The organism is Saccharopolyspora sp. NPDC003752, from assembly GCF_053605825.1.
Genome location: NZ_JBSGJZ010000060.1, coordinates 12493 through 28098, shown reverse-complemented (window position 1 = coordinate 28098; position 15606 = coordinate 12493). Strand labels below are relative to the sequence as shown.

General features: G+C 71.3%; 14 protein-coding genes. 6 read left to right on the top strand and 8 right to left on the bottom strand.

What is annotated here, in order from left to right:
* Positions 1-242: 242 nt before the first annotated feature.
* Together ACWEV3_RS40485 and ACWEV3_RS40480 are read right to left on the bottom strand one after the other, a co-directional pair.
* Positions 243-1115: an SDR family oxidoreductase gene (locus tag ACWEV3_RS40485; RefSeq protein ID WP_452618984.1), complete on the bottom strand. Its 873-nt coding sequence runs from the start codon at positions 1113-1115 to the stop codon at positions 243-245.
* A gap of 522 nt (positions 1116-1637) precedes the next feature.
* Positions 1638-2255 (bottom strand): DUF305 domain-containing protein, encoded by a 618-nt coding sequence (locus ACWEV3_RS40480; protein ID WP_452618983.1) that lies wholly within the window; start codon positions 2253-2255, stop codon positions 1638-1640.
* 393 nt (positions 2256-2648) lie between these two features.
* Here ACWEV3_RS40480 and ctaD point away from each other — a divergent pair, with 393 nt between their 5' ends.
* From ctaD to ACWEV3_RS40465, 3 genes are all read left to right on the top strand, one after another.
* Positions 2649-4397: an aa3-type cytochrome oxidase subunit I gene (gene ctaD, locus ACWEV3_RS40475; protein ID WP_358576338.1), complete on the top strand. Its 1749-nt coding sequence runs from the start codon at positions 2649-2651 to the stop codon at positions 4395-4397.
* A 125-nt stretch (positions 4398-4522) separates the two neighbouring features.
* The gene (gene serB, locus ACWEV3_RS40470) at positions 4523-5749 is read left to right on the top strand and encodes a phosphoserine phosphatase SerB (RefSeq protein ID WP_132482465.1); all 1227 of its coding nucleotides are present in this window, start codon (positions 4523-4525) and stop codon (positions 5747-5749) included.
* Positions 5750-5799: 50 nt separating this feature from the next.
* Positions 5800-6582, top strand: a complete 783-nt coding sequence (locus ACWEV3_RS40465; RefSeq protein ID WP_452618982.1) for a peptidyl-tRNA hydrolase — start codon at positions 5800-5802, stop codon at positions 6580-6582.
* A gap of 279 nt (positions 6583-6861) precedes the next feature.
* Here the strand turns inward: ACWEV3_RS40465 and ACWEV3_RS40460 are convergent, their stop codons facing one another.
* Positions 6862-7698 (bottom strand): CPBP family glutamic-type intramembrane protease, encoded by an 837-nt coding sequence (locus ACWEV3_RS40460; RefSeq protein ID WP_452618981.1) that lies wholly within the window; start codon positions 7696-7698, stop codon positions 6862-6864.
* A gap of 271 nt (positions 7699-7969) precedes the next feature.
* Between ACWEV3_RS40460 and ACWEV3_RS40455 the strand changes: the two genes are divergently transcribed.
* Positions 7970-9148, top strand: coding sequence for a sensor domain-containing protein (locus ACWEV3_RS40455; RefSeq protein WP_452618980.1), 1179 nt, complete (start codon positions 7970-7972; stop codon positions 9146-9148).
* A complete protein-coding gene (locus ACWEV3_RS40450) occupies positions 9139-9780 on the top strand; it encodes a response regulator transcription factor (protein WP_452619001.1) in 642 nt (213 codons plus the stop codon). Before ACWEV3_RS40455 ends, ACWEV3_RS40450 begins: the two co-directional genes overlap by 10 nt.
* A gap of 58 nt (positions 9781-9838) precedes the next feature.
* Here the strand turns inward: ACWEV3_RS40450 and ACWEV3_RS40445 are convergent, their stop codons facing one another.
* On the bottom strand, positions 9839-10780 hold the full coding sequence (locus ACWEV3_RS40445) for an AraC family transcriptional regulator (RefSeq protein ID WP_452618979.1): 942 nt from the start codon (positions 10778-10780) through the stop codon (positions 9839-9841).
* Positions 10781-10853: 73 nt separating this feature from the next.
* On the opposite strand from ACWEV3_RS40445, the gene ACWEV3_RS40440 reads away from it, so the two are divergent.
* Positions 10854-11678: an NAD(P)H-binding protein gene (locus tag ACWEV3_RS40440; RefSeq protein WP_452618978.1), complete on the top strand. Its 825-nt coding sequence runs from the start codon at positions 10854-10856 to the stop codon at positions 11676-11678.
* 75 nt (positions 11679-11753) lie between these two features.
* On the opposite strand, the gene ACWEV3_RS40435 is transcribed toward ACWEV3_RS40440, so the two are convergent.
* From ACWEV3_RS40435 to ACWEV3_RS40420, 4 genes are read right to left on the bottom strand one after another with little or no spacing between them, the layout of a single operon-like run.
* A complete protein-coding gene (locus tag ACWEV3_RS40435) occupies positions 11754-12359 on the bottom strand; it encodes an energy-coupling factor transporter transmembrane component T family protein (protein ID WP_452618977.1) in 606 nt (201 codons plus the stop codon).
* The gene (locus tag ACWEV3_RS40430) at positions 12356-13030 is read right to left on the bottom strand and encodes an energy-coupling factor ABC transporter ATP-binding protein (RefSeq protein ID WP_452618976.1); all 675 of its coding nucleotides are present in this window, start codon (positions 13028-13030) and stop codon (positions 12356-12358) included. The genes ACWEV3_RS40435 and ACWEV3_RS40430 overlap by 4 nt, the downstream gene beginning before the upstream one ends.
* The gene (locus ACWEV3_RS40425; RefSeq protein WP_452618975.1) at positions 13027-14148 is read right to left on the bottom strand and encodes a thiolase family protein; all 1122 of its coding nucleotides are present in this window, start codon (positions 14146-14148) and stop codon (positions 13027-13029) included. Before ACWEV3_RS40425 ends, ACWEV3_RS40430 begins: the two co-directional genes overlap by 4 nt.
* Positions 14145-15605: a class I adenylate-forming enzyme family protein gene (locus ACWEV3_RS40420; protein WP_452618974.1), complete on the bottom strand. Its 1461-nt coding sequence runs from the start codon at positions 15603-15605 to the stop codon at positions 14145-14147. The genes ACWEV3_RS40425 and ACWEV3_RS40420 overlap by 4 nt, the downstream gene beginning before the upstream one ends.
* Between the last annotated feature and the right edge of the window lies 1 nt (position 15606).

The window sequence follows — 15606 nt, the reverse complement described above, 5'->3', positions numbered from 1 at the left end:
TGGCCGGGGCCGCCTTCCGCGTCAGACAACCCGGCCACCGGTCCCAACCGTTCGGACCCGTGCGTGCTTTGTGCTGCCTTTGTCTTTGAAGCGGCGCAGCCGCTTGGCCCACCTTCGGCGCTTGCGCCGCCGCGGGTTCTCCGGTGCCTTCTCGCGAGGACAGCCCCGACGTGGTGAATCGGCTGCCACGCAAGGTGCGTCTGGAAACAAGCTTCTATGGCAACGCAAAAGCACGCACGGCATCAGCCCTGGAGCTTCTGGTGGCGCTTGCTCAGGGAGCGGCCGAGTCTGGTGACTTCCTGCTCCAGCTGCGGGATGAGGCGGCGCAGGATGGGGAGCATGAGCCGCTCCGCGAGTCGCGAGGACGGCACGTTGCGGAGCCAGTGCATCAGCATGATCGCCCGCGGGACGTAGACGCGGCGGGCGCGGCGCTCGACACCGTCGGCGAAGGCCTTGCCGCAGTCCTCGACGCTGGTGGTCGCCCGCATCGGCCACGGCAGCCGCTTGCGCATCGCTTCGAAGGTGCGCAGGTCCTTCGCGACGTCGCGCACCATGTCGGTGTCGATCCACGACGGGTGCGCGCTGCCCACCGCCACGCCGAGGTGCGCCACCTCCGAATGGATCGCGCTGGCCAGCGCCTCCGAACCCGCCTTGCTCGCGGTGTAGGCGGCCATGCCGCCGGTCGGGCTGAACGCCGACAGCGACGAGACCACCAGCAGGTAACCGCGGCGGTCGATCAGGTGCGGCAGGGTGGCGCGGGCGGTGTGGAAGACGCCGTTGAGGTTGACGTCGACGGCCTTGACGAACGCGCGCGGATCGGAGTGGCGGACCGTGCCGATCGGCGCGATCCCGGCGTTGGCGATGACCACGTCGAGGCGGCCGAGCCGCTCGATGGCGGCGGCCACGGCGGCCTCGATCGAGTCGGGGTCGGTCACGTCGGCCTCGGCCCAGAAGTGGCCGTCGCCCAGTTCAGCGGTCACGGCGGCGAGCTCGTCGGGCTCCAGGCCGACCAGGGCGAGCCGGGCACCGCGCCGGGCCAGCTCCCGCGCGGTCTGCGCGCCGATCCCGCGCGCGGCGCCGGTGATCAGGACGACTTTCCCGGACACGTTCGGCATGAGCACTCCCTAGGTTCGTGCGGCCAGCGAGCTATCTACTGGTCAGTAGGCTACTCATAGTAGGTTCTGGTCGCGGGGAGCGGAAGGGAAAGCGCGGAACTGGCCCGCGGCGGCCGGTCGCACACCCGCCGATCCCCTGATGTGCGGAATTCCTGCTGGTCCGGGCGGCGAAGCCCGCCGAGTCGGGTCAGCGCGAGGCGGCCGTCGCGGAATGACGTGATGACGTCTCGATGTGATCTTCACGTCGTTCTCGTGGGGAAACGACGTTCTGCACTGAGCGGCCTCGCCGCGGAGAAGACGGAAATCCGCCCGCGCCGCATCCCGAGCGGCCTTCTGGAGCGGGGACGCGTCGAAGATCACTGGCGGCGCTGCGGAGATCCATCTGATCGGGCTAAGCGCGAAGGGCGTCTTCGGCCGGTGCGGACCGGCTGGAGACGCTCTTCGGCTCCGCGGGAGGAGAAGGAGAAGGGCGCCTCCCGCCGGTTGCCCGGCGGAAGGCGCCCTTCGCGTCTTCGCGTCGCGTCAGCTCAATGCGTTGAGCTTCGTGACGGTCTGCTGCTCCTCGGCGACGAGGTCCTCGGCCAGCTTGCGCATCTGCTGCGCGGAGCCTTCCTCCTGCTCGGTGCGGGCCAGCTTCCCGGCGCCCTGCTGCAGCGACAGCATCGCCTGCTTCCACTGCTGGTCGAACTGCGCGCCGGACAGCTTCGAGATCTGCTGCAGCTGCTGGTCGGTCTGCAGACCCGCGTCGGCGGAGTCGCCGGCCTCGTCCTCCGGGGAGCTGCCGGACTGCTGACCGGCGGCGGAGTTCAGGAACGCGGTCAGCTGGTCGACCTGCGGCTGAGCCGCCTGCTTGAACTCCGCGGCGAGGGCCTTGACCTCGGCGCTCTGCGCGGTGGTGCCGGCCAGCTCGGCGAGGTTCACGACCTGCTGCCGGTTGGCGAGCAGCTGCTGCGCGAACTCGCGGTCCGTCGCGGTGTGCTCGCCGGCCGGGGCGTGCCCCTGCCCGACGTGCTGCTGCGCGGTCGCGGGCGGCGGCGTGCCCGGGGCCGGGGGCTGGTCGCTGGGTTCCTCGCTCGGCGTGCAGCCCGCGAGTGCGAGACCGCCGGCCAGCACGGCGCCGATGATCGTGCTCCTCCGCACGTGCTTCCCCTCCAGGATCTGGTGGACGTCGTCCCAGGGCGGCCCGTTGATCGGTAGCTGCTGATCGCAGCTGGGCTGCCGGACCTATTGCCCCGTAGGCTAACCGGCGCCCCGCGGGCGCGTGCGGCCGACGTCGCCGGGAACCACCCGCCGTGCGCGTGCTGTCGAGTTGATCTCACTACGCGTGACTGGGCACGTCGCAATGAATAGGGTGGCTACGGCCCGGCCGAACTGCGGCCGGGCGCCCGGACTAGTATCCGCAGTCGGCAGGCATCGCGACTGACGTGTGCTGCAGGGGTCCTGCAGGGTGTCGCATGCTGTCAACCGACCCAACCGGGTCGGGCGAGCCCTAGTCGGGTTCGAAGAGGCTTCAAAGGGAGTGCAGGAGGCACCGTGACGGCCGTCGCGCCACAGCCGATCGCCACGCGCCCCTATCCGGTGCGCAAAACGGTCAAGGGGTCATTCCTGGCGCGGATGTTCCGCACCACGGACCACAAGCAAATCGGCATCCTCTACCTGGTCACGTCGATGGCGTTCTTCCTGGTCGGCGGCCTGATGGCGATGCTGATCCGCGGTGAGCTCGCCGTCCCGGGGATGCAGTTCCTCTCGCAGGAGCAGTACAACCAGCTGTTCACCATGCACGGCACGATCATGCTGCTGCTGTACGCGACGCCGATCCTGTTCGGCTTCGCGAACTACGTGCTGCCGCTGCAGATCGGTTCGCCGGACGTCGCGTTCCCGCGGTTGAACGCCCTCGGCTACTGGCTGTACCTGTTCGGCGGCCTGATGGTCGTCAGCGGCTTCCTGCTGCCGGGTGGCGCCGCCGACTTCGGCTGGTTCGCCTACACCCCGCTGTCGGATGCCCTGCACTCGCCGGGTCACGGCGCGGACATGTGGATCGCCGGCCTGGCGGTCTCCGGTCTGGGCACCATCCTCGGTGCGGTCAACATGCTGACCACCGTGGTCTGCCTGCGCGCGCCCGGCATGACGATGTTCCGGATGCCGATCTTCACCTGGAACATCATGGTCACCAGCCTGCTGATCCTGATGGCGTTCCCGATCCTGACCGCCGCGCTGCTGGGCCTGATGGCCGACCGCCACCTCGGTGCGCACGTGTTCGACCCGGCCAACGGCGGCGTGATCCTCTGGCAGCACCTGTTCTGGTTCTTCGGCCACCCCGAGGTCTACATCGTCGCGCTGCCGTTCTTCGGCATCGTCTCGGAGATCTTCCCGGTGTTCAGCCGCAAGCCGCTGTTCGGCTACACCGGTCTGGTGCTGGCCACGCTGGGCATCGCGGCCCTGTCGGTCGTCGTGTGGGCGCACCACATGTACGCCACCGGCGCGGTGCTGCTGCCGTTCTTCGCGTTCACCACGTTCCTGATCGCGGTCCCGACCGGTGTGAAGTTCTTCAACTGGATCGGCACCATGTGGAAGGGGCAGCTGACCTTCGAGACGCCGATGATCTTCAGCGTCGGCTTCCTGGTCACCTTCCTCTTCGGCGGTCTCACCGGTGTCCTGCTGGCCATGCCGCCGGTCGACTTCCACGTCTCGGACACCTACTTCGTGGTGGCCCACTTCCACTACGTGCTCTACGGCACGATCGTGTTCGCCACCTTCGCCGGCATCTACTTCTGGTTCCCGAAGATCACCGGCCGGATGATGGACGAGCGGCTGGGCAAGCTGCACTTCTGGCTGACCTTCATCGGCTTCCACGGCACGTTCCTGGTGCAGCACTGGCTGGGCAACGAGGGCATGCCGCGTCGGTACGCCGACTACCTGGAGTCCGACGGCTTCACCATGCTGAACACGATCTCGACGATCGGCGCGTTCATCCTGGGCGCCTCGATGCTGCCGTTCCTCTACAACGTGTTCAAGAGCTACCGCTACGGCGAGGTCGTCACGGTCGACGACCCGTGGGGCTACGGCAACTCCCTGGAGTGGGCGACGTCCTGCCCGCCGCCGCGGCACAACTTCACCGAGCTGCCCCGGATCCGTTCCGAGCGGCCGGCGTTCGAGCTGCACTACCCGCACATCTCGGAGCGGATGCGGCTGGAGGCGCACCTGAGCCTCACCGGCAAGACCCTCGCCCACAAGCACGAGGAGAAGCCGGCGGTCGGCACGTCGGACGACGCGGAGAAGTGACCTGCGCGCTAGCCCCGCACGGCGAAGCTGTGCCAGGGTGGGGCTAGCTCGACGATGAGCCCCGGCGGGCATGCCCCGCCGGGGCTTAACGTTGTCATGGGGCCGAGAGAGGAAGAATCGCAGCCGTGAACGCGACCACCGTGCTGATCACCGTGACCGGGAAGGACAAGCCGGGGGTCACCTCCGTGCTGTTCGCCGCGCTGACGCGGCACGGCGTGGACATCGTCGACGTGGAGCAGGTGGTGATCCGCGGCCGGCTGGTGCTCGGCGTGCTCGTGTCCACCGAGCGCGACCCGGAGCAGCTGCAGGAGGCCGTCGAGCAGGCGATGGCCACCGTCGGCATGACCGTCGACGTGGCGATCGGCACCGAGGACGGCGGCGCCGCGAAGCTCGGCTCGACGCACGTCGTCGTGGTGCTCGGCCAGCCGGTGACCGCCCGGAACTTCAGCGACGTCGCGCGCGGCCTCGCCGAGCTCGACGTGAACATCGACTCCATCCGCCGCGTCGCCGACTACCCGGTGACCGGGCTGGAGCTGCAGGTCAGCGCCCCGGACAACGGCGAGGGCTCGGACGACGCGCTGACCTCGGCGGTGGCCGACCTGGCCGCGCGCACCGGGGTGGACCTGGCCGTCGAGCGCACCGGGCTGGCCCGCCGGGCCAAGCGGCTGGTGGTGTTCGACGTGGACTCCACGCTGATCCAGGGCGAGGTCATCGAGATGCTGGCCGCGCGGGCCGGCTGCGAGCAGGAGGTCCGCGAGGTCACCGAGCGGGCCATGCGCGGCGAGCTGGACTTCGCCGAGTCGCTGCGGCAGCGGGTCGCGGTGCTGGAGGGCCTGCCCGCGTCGGTGCTCGACGACGTCGCCGCGGAGCTCGAACTCACCCGCGGCGCCCGCACCACCATCCGCACGCTGCGCCGCCTGGGCTTCCACACCGGCGTCGTGTCCGGCGGGTTCACCCAGATCATCGACCAGCTGGTGGACGAGCTGGGGCTGGACTTCAGCGCCGCGAACGAGCTGGAGATCGTGGACGGCAAGCTCACCGGCCGCGTGATCGGCGAGATCGTGGACCGGGCCGGCAAGGCCAAGGCGCTGCGCCGGTTCGCCGAGTCGTTCGGGGTGCCCGCGGCGCAGTGCGTGGCGGTCGGCGACGGCGCCAACGACATCGACATGCTCTCCGCCGCCGGGCTCGGCGTGGCGTTCAACGCCAAGCCCGCGCTGCGGGAGGTCGCCGACACCGCGCTGTCGTACCCGTTCCTGGACACCGTGCTGTTCGTGCTCGGCGTCACCCGCGCCGAGATCGAGGCCGCGGACACCGAGGACGGCGTGCTGCGGCGGGTGCCGCTGGACGTGTGACGTCGTCGGCCGCGCGGAATACCGGTGGCGCGGGATCGGATAATCCAGGTGTGTCTGATTCCCACTCCGTGTTGGATCCGCTGATCGCCCGGTACGCCTCGTGGCTGGCACTGCCGGAGGCGGCCACCGCCGACACCTCGGACGAGGACCCGGAGAACGTGGTCCTGATGCCGATGGTGCTGCGGATCGAGCGCCGCGAGCCGCCGGAGCGCACGGCGCTGCTGGAGGCGGCCGCCGCGGCGGCGATCGAGGTGTGCCTCGACGAGCGCTGCAAGCCGGGCGGCGAGTGGCACGAGGCCATGCACAACTGGATCTCCGGGCGCATCCGCAAGGTGGCGCGGCGGGCGCGCGGCGTGCACTGGGAAGCGGTGCAGTCGTTGCCCGGGCGCACGGTGCGCGTCGGCGATGCCGAGGCGCGGGCGTTCCTGCCGATGCGGGTGGCGGACATGCCGAAGGAGCTCAGCCGCCTGCAGATCTCGGGCAGCGAGTTGGAGGCGGACGACCCGGGCGCGCCGCTGCCGGGGGTGCCGACGCTGTGGCTGAACCCGGACGTGCCGATGAGCGCCGGGAAGTCCGCGGCGCAGGTGGGGCACGCGACGATGATCCTGGCCTCGCTGCTGCACGGGGCGGGGCTGGACGCCGAGCTGGAGGGCTGGGCGGCGGAGGGGTTCCGCTGCTCGGTCCGGCGGGCCGACGCGGCGACCTGGGCGCGCCTGCACCCGCGCGACGATCCGGAGACGGCCTGGCGGCAGGCGCGGGTGGGCATGGTGCGCGACGCGGGCTTCACCGAGGTGGATCCGGGCACCGTCACGGTCCTCGCCCAGTGGAACTGATCCGCGAAATGTGCTGTTCCCGCTGGTAACGGCCCGTGAGTACTTTGTGTCGCCATAGCGGCACAAAACACGCACGGACCCCGTGACCAGCGGAAACGGGCTCAGACATAGGCCTGGCCCGAGAATGTTTTGCAATCTTTCGACTGCTAGGTCTTTGGCGGCCTGATGGTCGTCAAGGCCACTGCATCCTCGAGCCTGGTCGCCGGGTTTCCCCGGTAACGACCAATATGCCCAGGCCCGGGTCGTTGCCAACAGGGCCGAAAGTCCCATTTCGCCTGGTCAGGGCCGCGCCGGCCGGAGCCTTCCGCTGGCGAGCACCCAGAGCGCCGCTGCCGCGATGGGGCAGGCCACCAGCACGGTGACGGTGTTCACGCCGAGACCCGCCCCCTCGGTCAGCACCATGCCGGTCAGCAGCGCAAGGACCATGTTGTTGCCGGCGTGCGCCAGGCTGACCGGCCAGATGCTCCCGCTGCGGACCCAGAGCCAGCTGAGCACGATCTCCTGACACGCGAAGGATGCGGTCCACACCAGCAGCCCGAGCGCGACGTTGTCGAACTCGATGTAGCCGAGGAAGGCCAGCGGGTAGTGCCAGACGGCCCAGATCACCGCCGTGGCAAGCGTGGCGGCCAGCGGGCGGCCGGGGAACATCCGCAGCCGGAGGTAGCCGATCCAGCCGAACTCCTCGCCCCAGTAGATCGGGGTGAGCACCGGGACGAGGAACACCAGTGTCACGATCAGCGACCACTCGGGCAGCGCCGCCGCGCTCGGCTGCCACAGCCCTGCGAGCGCCGCGATGCCGAGGGCGGCCGCGACCATGGCGAACGGCCCCAGCCAGGCCACGAGGTAGAGGTGCCAGTTGGCGCGCAGCCGCAGCTTGAGCCCCGCGTCGCCGAATCCCTCCCGGGTCACCCAGCGCCGCACGATGATTGCGGCGATGGCCGGGGCGAAGCCGAACGGCAGCTGCGCCAGGGGATCGACCAGGGAGAAGCCCAGCAGCGCGGCGCCGAACATGCTAGCCCAGGCTATGCCGTAGGAGAGGAGGACGAACGCCACCACGCCCTTGAGCCGGGACGATGCCGGCTGCGTGGTGGGCCTGTCTAGTTGCGAGGTCGTCATGCGTCCAGCAGACCAACGCAGCGGTGTCCGCGTCACTATGAGCAGCCGCCCGGCTCGGGTATGGCTGGGCATACCTCGATCACTACGGCTGAACCCGCTGAACCGATCGCGGTCGTCTGGTTAGGTCGTGTTCGTGCCTACTGGGACCGTGTTGGATTCGTTGCGGCGGCGCCGCTTTTTGCTCAGCAGTTGGCCGTGGCGCTCGCTCGCCTACCTCCTCGGCACTCCTCCGGTGGTTGCCGCCACGGCTCTTCCGTGTCTGCTGTGGACAGTGGTGGTGGTTGCCGCGGTCCATCCGGAATCGGCGTCGTTCGGCAGGTGGCTGGTCGCGGTGTTCGTCTGCTGCGCGGTGCTCGCTGCGGGCGCACCCCTGGTCGCCCTGCCGTTGTCCAAGGTGGAGCGGTGGCGCCTGGGGCTCGTCGACATGCGGCCCATCGCGGGCGGCCACCAGGCGTCGTCGAAGACCGCCGGATCGTGGCAACGCCTGCGCGCGCTCTACCTGAACGCAGCGACCTGGCGTGCGATCGCCTACGCACTCCTACTGATCACGGTCGTTCCGGTTGCCTACGCGACAGTGTTCGGGATCGTATTCGGACTCTTGGCGTACCTGGTGAGTCCGTTGCTCGTGCTCGGCGAAAACGGGCCGGTCGCAGTGGGTTTCGGCACCGTCACCAGCGTAGGCGAAGCGCTCTGGTACGCGTTGGCCGCTTTGGTCCTGCTCCCTGCGGTGCCGTACTTCTCGGCCCTGCTCGCCGGTGCGCACGCCGCCGTCGCCCGGACTCTGCTGCAGGACGGCAGCGTGAGGCTGCGCACCGAGTTGGTCGAGGTGTCGCGGTCGAGGGCGCGGCTGGTGGACGCCTTCGAGGTCGAGCGGCGGCGGATCGAGCGTGACCTGCACGATGGCGCGCAGCAGCGGTTGGTCGGCCTCACCCTGAAGCTCGGCCTCGCCCGGCTGGACGTGCCGGCGGATTCCGCGGCGCACCAGAACGTTTCGGCCGCCCACGACGAGGCCAAGCAGCTCATGGCCGAGCTGCGCGAGCTGGTGCGCGGCATCCACCCGCGGGTGCTCACCGACCGGGGGCTGCCCGCCGCGCTCGGCGAGCTCGTCGACCGATGCCCGATTCCGGTGGCGCTGCACGCCGGGCCGCCGGACAGGTTCCCCGCGCACGTCGAGGCGACGGCGTACTTCGTGGTAGCCGAGGCGTTGACCAACATCGCCAAGCACAGCGCCGCCACGGCCGCGTCGGTGACGGCTCGGCACGATTCCGGTGTGCTGGCGGTCGAGGTCGCCGACGACGGCCGCGGCGGCGCCGATCCCGCGCGCGGGACGGGGCTGACCGGGCTCGCGGACCGCGTCGCGGTGATCGACGGCAAGATGTTGTTGTCCAGCCCGGTCGGCGGCCCGACCCTGTTGCGCGTGGAGCTGCCGTGCCCCATCCCATCCGAGTAGTGCTCGCCGAGGACGGCGTGCTGCTGCGGGAAGGCCTCGCCGGGCTGCTCGACAGGTTCGGCTTCGAGGTCGCCGCCGCGGTGGGCGACGCCGATGCGCTGGCCACGGCCGTCGCCGAGCACGATCCAGACCTGGTGATCACCGACATCCGCATGCCGCCGGGCTTCACCGACGAGGGCCTGCGGGCCGCCGTGGAGCTGCGCCGCGCGAACCCGGGGCTCGCGGTGGTCGCGCTCAGCCAGTACGTCGAGCGCAGCTACGCGGCCGAACTGCTCGACTCGCACGGCGGCGAACGGGTCGGCTACCTGCTCAAGGACCGGGTGGTCGACGTCGAGGAGTTCGCGGGCGTGCTGCGGCACGTGGTCGCGGGCGGCACGGTGGTCGACCCGCAGGTGGTGCGCCAGCTGCTGAACCGGCAGCGCGATCCGCTGGCGGCGTTGTCGGTGCGGGAGCGGGAAGTCCTCGGCCTGGTGGCCGAAGGGCATTCCAACGCGGAGATCGCCAGGCGGCTGGTCGTCAGCGAGGCAGCGGTCGGCAAGCACGTCGGCAACATCCTCGCGAAGCTGAACCTGCCCCCGGCCGACGACACCAACCGAAGGGTCCTCGCGGTGCTCGCCTACCTCCGAGCCTGAAGGGGAGACCAAAGTCCAATGAGGACGGTCTTGTTGTTGGACCGGAACTCGGGCCGTCCTACCCGTCGGCGCGGACCAGGTCGCTGGGCGGCACGTCGCGAACCCGCTTGAAGGCGTTGCTGAAGGCGAAGCCGTCGGCGTACCCGACCTTCCGGGCCACCGAGGCGACGGTGGCTCCGGGCGCGCGGAGCATGTCGGCGGCGAGCGCCATCCGCCACTCGGTGAGATAGCGAAGGGGCGGCTGGCCGACCAGCTCGGCGAAGCGCCGCGCGAACACAGCCCTCGACATCCCCGCTTCCGCGCCCAGCGCGGCGACGGTCCACGGATGGTCGGGCCGTTCGTGCATCAGGTGCAGGGCACGCCCGATCCGCGGGTCGGCGAGGGCGCGGTAGCCGGGCGGCGGCTCGGCCTCGGGTTGCGCGAACCACGACCGCAGCGCTCGGACCAGGAGCAGGTCCAGCAGCCGGTCGAGGATGACCTGCTGGCCAGGCTCCTCGCCGTCGATCTCGACGGCCAGCAGGTCGAGCAGCGGCGCGAACTCCGGCTCCCGCGGGATGACGGCCACCTCGGGCAGCGCTTCGAGCAGGCGCTCCGAAACGTCGCCGTGCAGCGGATATTCGGCGGTGACGAAGAGGTCGGACCCGTCGGCGCTGAACCCGTAGGTGCGCGGTCCCAGCACGAGGTTCGGCCCGGCCACGGCGGGGCCGTCCGAGGTCGTCCAGCAGCGATCCGGGCCCTCGATCACCACCTGTGGCTCGGTGGTCGGCCGGTCGGCCACGGTGAACGGCCGCAGGCCGCGGACCAGGACGACGTCGCGCTCCTGGACGCGGACGGGCGCTGTCCCGGCGCCGACGATCCAGGACTCGCCGCGCAGCATGGCGCCCAGCGCCAGCGGAGCGGGCTCGCTGAACCGCACCGCCCACGGCGGCTCGGCAACCGATTGGCAGAAGACCGCGCCGCTCGCCCGCACCCCGGCGAGGTAGTCCGCTAGCAGATCCACGCCAAGACGATCTCACATGTGAACGAGATGGCTGGCCATGGATCGTCTCGTGCGGCCCTGATGTGCTTGCCCCATGACGCTTTCCCCCGTTCTCGTGCTCGGCGCCCGGGGCAAGACCGGCCGCCGAGTCACCGCCAGGCTCGACCAACCCTTCCGCGCTGCCTCCCGTTCCGGTCAGCCCAGGTTCGACCTCGCCGACCGCGACACCTGGGCTCCGGCGCTGGCCGGTGTGGGAGCGATCTACCTCATCCCGATGAACGAAACCGTGCCGGGTGCCGTCGTGGGGGAGTTCCTGTCGGCCGCCGAAGAAGCGGGTGCCCGCCGGGTGGTGCTGCTGTCGGCGCGTGGGCCGGTGCCTGGCGAGGCGGATCCGTACCAGGAACCGGTCGAGAGGGCCTTGCGCGCGACCGATCTGGAGTGGACGATCCTGCGGCCGGCCTGGTTCGCGCAGAACTTCAGCGAGGACCTGTTCCTGGAGCCGTTGCGATCCGGCGAGGTGGCGTTGCCGGCCGGCGAGGGCCGGGAGGCGTTCGTCGATGCCGACGACATCGCCGACGTCGCGGTGGCCGCGCTCACGCAGGAAGGCCACGCGGGCGAGATCTACGAGCTGTCGGGGCCTGAGCCCCTGTCCTTCCGCACCGCGATCGAGATGATCGCCGAGGCGTCCGGGCAGCAGATCCGCTACACGCCGGTGGAGAAGTCCCGGTTCAACGCCATGCTCACGGCTCAGGGAGTGCCGGTCGAGGCGGCCGAGGTGGTGGCCGAGCTCTTGGGGCGGATCCGCGATGGTGCCGGTGAGCGCGTCAGCGACGGCGTGCAGCGAGCGCTGGGACGCGAGCCGCGCCCGTTCGCGGAGTACGTCAAGGCGGCCGCCGCCGCCGGAGCCTGGACCGGCTGAGCCGCGATCGGTGGCTCGCGGGACGAGGACAGGTGCCCCTCGCTGATGGGGATCGCGACCTGCCTCGCCCGCGGGTCAGTCGTCGCCGACGCCGCGGGCCGCGAGGGCTTCGCCGAGCTCGTCGGCGTGGCGGAGCGTGCGGACCAGGAACGGCACCGCGAACGCGGGGAAGGAGCGCTCCGCGTTCCGGGCTCGTTGCGCTTCGCGCACCTGCGTCGCGATCGTCGACAGGGCCGCGACCGCCTGGAGCGTCAGGCCCACCAGCAGGCCGATCCGCTCCGGCCGGATGCCGAAGCGCCGCAGCGGGCCGAGACCGCGCTCCACGGCGGTGACCAGGTCGTCGACCCTGGTGGTCAGGGTGAAGAGGTTGGCGGCGGTGAGCGCGCCGAGCAGCCGCAGGCACACCACGGCGGCGGTGTCGAGGCCGAGCATCCACCACTGCAGCAGGAAGACCACCAGCAGCAACGGGATCAGCAGCCGCACGGTCTGCCAACAGCGGCGCGGCGGGATCCGGCCGACCAGGTACGCGACCGCGACCGCGAGCACGCACCCGCCCAGCGCCGGCGGCGACCCGAGCACGAAGGTCAGCACCGCGAAGGCCAGCAGCGCCAGGAACTTCCACCCCGCGCCGAGCCGGTGCAGCGGGCTGTTCCCCGGCTCGTACAGGCCGAGCGGGCTCACTTGATCAGCTCCCGGTAGAACGGGATGGCCGCGGCCGGTTCGCCGTCGGCGACCACCTTGCCCGCGTCGAGCACCACCACCCGGTCGAAGCCGTCCAGCAGGTCCAGGTCGTGGGTGACCAGCACGACCTGCTGCGGCAGCCCGTCCAGGACGTCGATGAAGTGCCGCTTGTTGCGCAGGTCGAGCAGCGTCGTCGGTTCGTCGCAGACCAGCACGTCCGGCTCCAGGACGAGCATCGAGCACAGCGCCAGCAGCTGCTTCTGCCCGCCGGAGAGCTGGTGCGCCGGGTGCTCGGCGTAGCCCTCCAGCCCGTGCTGGGCGAGCACCTCCGCCGCCCGGCGTTGCCGCTCCGCCTTGGAAAGGCCCTGCTTGCGCAGCGAGAACGCGACGTCCTCGCCCGCGGTGGGCATCACGATCTGGCTGTCCGGGTGGGTGAAGATGAACCCCACCCGCCGCCGCACCGCGCGGCCGTCGCGCGCCGGATCCACCCCGTCGACCAGCACCCGGCCGCGGCTGGGGTGCACCAGGCCGTTGATCATCCGGGCCAGGGTGGACTTGCCGGAGCCGTTCGCCCCGACGAAGGCGACCCGCCGCTCGGTCAGCCGCAGGTCCACGCCGTCCAGCACGGTGCGCTCGTCGTAGCTGTGCCCGACGTCCTCGAACTCGATCAACCCACTCGCTCCCACATCGTGGCCACGCCCAAACCCCCGCCGGAGGACAGCGCCGCCAGGCCCACGCGCGGCCCGTCCGCCCGCACCATCCGGCCGAACAACCGCACCACGAGCACCGCGCCGGAGGCGCCCCAGGGGTGGCCGAGCGCGATCGCGCCGCCGTCCGGGCCGGCCAGCCGCTCGTCGATGCCCGCGGCGTCCAGGCAGGCCAGGGTCTGCCCGGCGAAGGCCTCGTTGAACTCCACGACCTCCGGCTCGTGCTGAGCGAGCAGTTCCCGCATGGCGGGCACCGCGCCCAGACCGAGCCGGTTCGGGTCGACCCCCGTCGTGCGCCAGCCCAGCAGCCGCAGGCCCGGCACGCCGAGCCGGCGGCGCTGCTCCTCGGTGGTGATCAGCACGGCGGCGGCCCCGTCGTTGATGCCGCAGGAGTTCGCCGCCGTCGCGGTCCCGTCCGGGGTGAACGCGGGCCGGAACCGGGCCAGCCGCTCGGCGCTGAAGCCCTCGCGCGGCCGCTCGTCCGCGGAGATGCCGCCGACCGGCACCAGCTCGGCGTCGAACCGGCCCGCTCGCCGCGCGGCCACGGCGCGTTCGTGGCTGCGGGCGGCGAAAGCGTCCTGGCGCTGCCGGGAAATCCCGGCCTCGGCGGCCACCAGGTCCGCCGCCGGGCCCATGTCCGGGTCGCCGATCTCGGCCGGGGCGAACGGTGCGCGGTCGTAGAAGCGGGGTGGTTCGGTCGCCGACCGCGGCCGCCACGCCCGCCAAGGAGCGGTCGACGGGCTCTCGGCACCGCCGGCGAGGAACCAATCACCCGCGCCACCGCGGATCATCGCGGCAGCCGTGGTGATCGCGGTGAGCCCGCTCGCGCACTGCCGGTCGATGGTCATGCCGGGCGTGGCCTCGCCCAACCCGGCGCGCAGCGTCGCCACCCGCGCCGGATTCCCGCCGGGGCCCAGCACGTTGCCGAGCAGCACATCGTCCACTGTGGTCACACCGGCGTCGTCCAGGGCGGCGCGCAGCACCGGCGCGGCGAGCCGGTCGACGGCCAGGTGGCGCAGCACGCCGCCCGCTTCGCCGATGGGAGTGCGACGCGCTGCGATCACGACGGGGGTCCGGTTCACAGCGCCTCCGCATCGAGGGTTCCGGTCCGCAGCCGCTCCGCGATCAGGGCGCGAGCGGGCTTGCCGGACGCGGTCCGGGGCAGCTCCCGCACCGCCAGCCAGCGCCGGGGGCGCTTCGCCGGACCCAGCGCGTTGCGGGCCCGCGCGCGGAGCTCGCGCAGCGACGGTGGTTTTGCCGGGTCGATCTCGACGACGGCGGTGACGAGCTCGCCGAACCTCGGGTGCGGGCTGGCGCAAACGAGCACGTCAAGCACGCCCTCGGCGCCGCGCAGCACCGATTCGACCTCTTCCGCACCGACGATGCGGGCGCCGGTGTTGATCGCCGATCCGAGGCGGCCGAGAACCTCCAGCGACCCATCGGCGTGCCGCACGGCGCGGTCGCCGACGGTCGACCAGCCGTCCTCGGTCGTCGCGGGCACGATCGCCCCGTCGCGGAGGTAGCCGTCGAAGACCAGGTCGGAGCGCACCCACAACTCGCCGACGCCGTCCACGGGATCGCGCACGTCCACGTCGACGACCGGCCGCAGCGAACCGCCGCGCCGAACGGCGATCAGCGAATGCTCGGCCGACCCGTAGTACTCGACGAGCTCGCACCCGGGAAGCGCCTTGGCGAGCCGTTCCGCCAATGCCTCGTCCACCCGGGCCCCGCCGCAAACCACCACGCGCAAACCGCATTCGGCCCGCAACACCGGATCACGTTCCAAAGTGGACACGAGGGTGGAGAGCATCGCGGGCACCAGGTGGACCGCGGTGGCCCGCCGCGAAGCGGCGGCCGCACCGGCGGCGGACCACTTGTCCAGCAGCTCGACATCGGCGCCCTCGCGGAGCGCGTGCAACGCGCCGAAGAGGAACAACGACGAGCTCAGCGGACCGGGGATCAGCACGCGATCCGACGAGCTCAAGGGCAGACTGAGCGCGGCGAAGCTGCGCAGCCACGACCGCCGAGACCGGATCAGCACCTTCGGGGACCCGCTGCTGCCGGAGGTCGTGGGCAGGTAGAAGTGCGTGAGCTCGGCGTCGTCGGTCGGCGATGGGCCGCCGAGGCGAACGGACCGTTCGTCTCGGTAGGCGGCGTGAGCGGTTCGTTGGCTCGGTTCGGTTGTGAGGTGAACGGTCTGTTCGTCTCGGTAGGCGGCGTGAACGGGCCGTTCGCTCTCGTCTGCGGTTGGCGGATCGCCCAGGTGCAGCACGAGATCCGGGCGCGCGTCGGCGAGGACCGCTGCGCGGTCGGCTTCCGTCCAGGTGGGTTCCGCGAGCAGGGTTGCGCAGCCCGCGAGATCTGCACCGAGGAAGTGGGTCAAGCGCGTCAGCGCGTCCCCTCCGTCGAGGGCGACCCTGGAGCCGTGCGGCAGGAGCCGCGCAGCGCGGCAGGCCCGCGCGAGCAGCTCCTGAGCGTCCAGCGTCGTTCCGGCGTGCGCGACCCGCGAAGCGGGGGAGCGGCCGAGGATCGGCAGCACG